Annotated in this window: 3 protein-coding genes; all 3 read left to right on the plus strand. The window is 70.8% G+C overall.

The annotated features are described in order from the left end of the window. Positions 1–165: 165 nt before the first annotated feature. The 3 genes from ABTZ94_RS36840 to ABTZ94_RS36850 are packed head-to-tail and all read left to right on the plus strand — an operon-like array spanning position 166 to position 3,361. Positions 166–822: a bifunctional DNA primase/polymerase gene (locus ABTZ94_RS36840; RefSeq protein WP_351207710.1), complete on the plus strand. Its 657-nt coding sequence runs from the start codon at positions 166–168 to the stop codon at positions 820–822. 53 nt (positions 823–875) lie between these two features. Further along, a complete protein-coding gene (locus ABTZ94_RS36845) occupies positions 876–1,715 on the plus strand; it encodes an ABC transporter ATP-binding protein (protein ID WP_351207712.1) in 840 nt (279 codons plus the stop codon). Next, positions 1,712–3,361 (plus strand): transporter, encoded by a 1,650-nt coding sequence (locus ABTZ94_RS36850; protein ID WP_351207714.1) that lies wholly within the window; start codon positions 1,712–1,714, stop codon positions 3,359–3,361. The genes ABTZ94_RS36845 and ABTZ94_RS36850 overlap by 4 nt, the downstream gene beginning before the upstream one ends. Positions 3,362–3,485: the final 124 nt, after the last annotated feature.

Here is a 3,485-nt window from a genome sequence, read left to right on the forward strand (position 1 = left end):
GAGGAACTTGTACGCACGAATCATCCAGCCCACCCCCCTTCGGTCAGTCCGATCAACATAGCTGGCACCACTGACAACGCAGAGCACTCCGGCGCTCCGCGCCTCCGGTCCGAGGATCGCATTCCCGCCCGGCCTGAAGGCCGGGATTCCCTGCGAAGATCAGGGATGGAAGCCGCAAAGGTCCCCCGACCACGGGGCGAGCAACTGCTCGACGCCGCAGTGCGGTACGCGCAGGATCGGCACTGGGACGTGTGTCCCGGCACCTGGCTGGAGGCGGCAAAGGGGGCCGAGCAGTGCTCGTGCGGTGACGCCGGCTGCCCGTCCCCCGGCGCCCACCCCGCCGGGCCCGACTGGGCGGGCCGGGCGACCGGCAGCGGTGTCGCGGCCCGCCGGATGTGGTCCAAGCACCCCAGGGCGTCGATCCTGCTGCCCACCGGCCGCACCTTCGACGCCATCGACGTACCGGAGTCCGCCGGCTTCCTCGCCCTCGCCCGGATGGAGCGGATGGACATTCCGCTCGGACCCGTCACCCGCACCCCCGACCGGCGGATGTTCTTCTTCGTCCTGCCGGGTACGGCGACCAAAGTGGACGTTCTGGTGCGGGCGTTGGGCTGGCGGGCCGCCGCGATCGATCTCGTCGGCCGCGGTGACGGCCATTACGTGACGGGGCCGCCGACCCGGGTCGGCGGGCGCGGGGCAGTGCAGTGGGCCCGCCGCCCCACGTCCGCCAACCGGTGGCTGCCGGACGCGGGGGAGCTCATCAGCCCGCTCGCCTACGCCTGCGCGCGGGAAGCAGCCGACGCACGAGCACGCCATCCGTAGGCTGCCCTTTCGTAGGCTGTCCCAAATACGGGGACACCGAAAGGCAACACATCATGCAGGACCGGACAGAAACAGACAGAGCAGTACGGACGGGGGAAGCGGGAGAGGCGAGCGGAGCCCGCACGGCGCCGCCCGCCGTGCGCGTACAGGGACTCTGGAAGCGGTTCGGGGAGCAGACCGCGGTCGCCGGGATCGATCTGGAGCTGCCCGCGGGCAAGTTCATCGGTCTGGTGGGGCCCAACGGCGCGGGCAAGACCACCACGCTGTCGATGGTCACCGGACTGCTCCGCCCCGACCAGGGGCTGATCGAGGTCGGCGGCCATGACGTGTGGCGCGACCCGGTCGAGGTGAAGTCCAGGATCGGCGTGCTCCCGGAGGGGCTGCGGCTGTTCGAACGCCTCTCGGGGCGTGAACTCCTCGCGTACACCGGAAGAATGCGCGGGCTGCCGGGCGCCGAGGTAGACAAGCGGGCCACCCAGCTGCTCGATGTGCTCGGTCTTGCGGGCTCCCAGCACAAGCTGGTCGTCGACTACTCGACCGGCATGCGGAAGAAGATCGGGCTCGCCGCCGCGCTGCTGCACAACCCCGAAGTGCTCTTCCTGGACGAGCCTTTCGAGGGCGTCGACCCGGTGTCGGCGCAGACCATCCGCGAGGTCCTTGAGCGGTACACCCGCTCGGGGGCGACAGTCGTCTTCTCCAGCCATGTGATGGAGCTCGTGGAGTCCCTCTGCGAATGGGTGGCCGTCATGGCCGCCGGCAGGATCCGGGCCCAGGGCACCCTGGCCCAGGTGCGCGGCGATGCGTCCTCGCTGCAGAACGCCTTCCTCGAACTCGTCGGCGCGGGCTCCCGGGCCGAGGGCGACTCCCTGGACTGGCTGGGCGGCGACCGATGAGCGTGCTCGACACCCCCGTGGGGGGCGCCCGCGGCAGAGACGGTACGAGCGGCGGCGAGGGTCTCGTCCCCGTCTTCGTACGGCTCAAGCTGACCCTGTTGCGCAACGGTCTGCGGCAGTCGGCCGGCCGGAAGGCCGCGTACATCATCTCCATCGTCTTCACCCTGCTGATCGCCGCGAGCCAGCTGCTCGGGCTGATCCTGATGCGCGGACACGCCCATGTCGGTGCCCTCGTCGTCCTGCTGACCGGGGTGCTGGCGGTCGGCTGGGCCGTGATGCCGCTGTTCTTCCCCAGCGGTGACGAGACCCTCGACCCGAGCCGTCTGGTGATGCTGCCGCTGCGGCCGCGCCCGCTGATCGCCGCGCTGCTGGCGGCGTCGCTGGTCGGGGTCGGCCCGCTGTTCACGCTCTGCCTGGCAGTCGGCTCGGTGTTCGCGGTGGCGCACGGGGCGGCCGGTGCGGTGTTCGCCGCGGTGGCCGCGCCGCTCACGCTGCTGCTGTGCGTGGCGCTGACACGTGCCATGGCCACGGCCAACACCCGGCTGCTGACATCACGCAAGGGCCGCGATCTCGCGGTGCTCAGCGGCCTCGTGATCGCGGTCGGCTTGCAGGTCGTCAACTTCGGTGCGCAGCGGCTCGGCCAGGCCGGCGGTCTTTCCGCGCTCGAACCGGCCGCGGACGTGGTGCGCTGGCTGCCGCCCGCCTCGGCGGTCGGGGCCGTGGACTCGGCGTCGCGGGGCTCGTACGGGCAGGCCGCCGTACAGCTGCTGCTGTCCGTGGCCGCGCTGTTCGCGCTGTTGTGGCTGTGGCAGCGGAGTCTGACGAAGCTGATGACGGCCCCGGACGGCTCGACCTTCGCCGCCGGACCGGTCCGCGCGAAGAGCGGCAGGAGCGGCTCCAGGCTCTCCGCGCTGCTGCCGGCGGGGCGTACCGGACCGGTGATGGAGCGCAGTCTGCGGTACATCGCACGCGACCCGAAGACCAAGGCCGCCTGGGTCACGGCGTTGGCGATCGGGCTGATCGTGCCGCTGTTCAACGCACTGCAGGGCGTCGGCTCGGTCTACTTCTCCTGTTTCGCCGCCGGGATGCTCGGCATCCAGATGTACAACCAGTTCGGGCAGGACACCTCCGCGTTCTGGATGGTGGCGCAGACCATCTCCTCCACCCGGGACGCGTACCTTGAACTGCGGGCGCGGGCACTGGCGTTGCTGCTGATCACACTGCCGTACACGATCGTGGTCACGGCGGCGACGGCGGCGGTGCTCGGCGACTGGGGCTCGCTGCCGGACGCCATGGGGCTGTCGCTCGCCCTGCTGGGCGCGATGCTGGCGACGGGTGCGGTGGCGTCGGCGAAATTCCCGTACTCGATCCCGCAGGACGGGGCGTTCAAGAGCGTGGCACCCGGGCAGGCCGGGCTCGCCTGGATCTCGATCGTCGGCGGCATGGTCTCGGCGGCGGTGCTCTGCGCACCCGTGATCACGGTGACGATCTGGCTGCATGCCGCCGATCTGGAGCAGTGGCTGTGGCTGCTGTTGCCCGCGGGGGCCGTGTACGGAGCGCTGATCTCCTGGGCGGGGCTGCGGTTCGCCGCTCCCCGCACGGCGAACCGGCTCCCGGAGATCCTGGCGGCAGTCAGCAAGGGCTGAGAGCTTCCTCCGCAGGGCCTGTCTCTCTTACGACCTCCCCCACGACAGGGAGCGGATCAGCGAGCGGCGTCGTGCGGCTTCGATTGCAAGGCGGAGGAAGGAATCGGATGGGTCTCCCCTGGTC

Origin of the sequence: Streptomyces sp. NPDC002785 (assembly GCF_040295565.1) — a bacterium.
Lineage (GTDB): Bacteria > Actinomycetota > Actinomycetes > Streptomycetales > Streptomycetaceae > Streptomyces.

Bases quoted from the DNA above. Each gene is read 5' to 3' on its own strand.
- ABTZ94_RS36840 (WP_351207710.1), top strand. From the start codon at position 166: ATGGAAGCCGCAAAGGTCCCCCGACCACGGGGCGAGCAACTGCTCGAC.
- ABTZ94_RS36845 (WP_351207712.1), top strand. From the start codon at position 876: ATGCAGGACCGGACAGAAACAGACAGAGCAGTACGGACGGGGGAAGCG.
- ABTZ94_RS36850 (WP_351207714.1), top strand. From the start codon at position 1,712: ATGAGCGTGCTCGACACCCCCGTGGGGGGCGCCCGCGGCAGAGACGGT.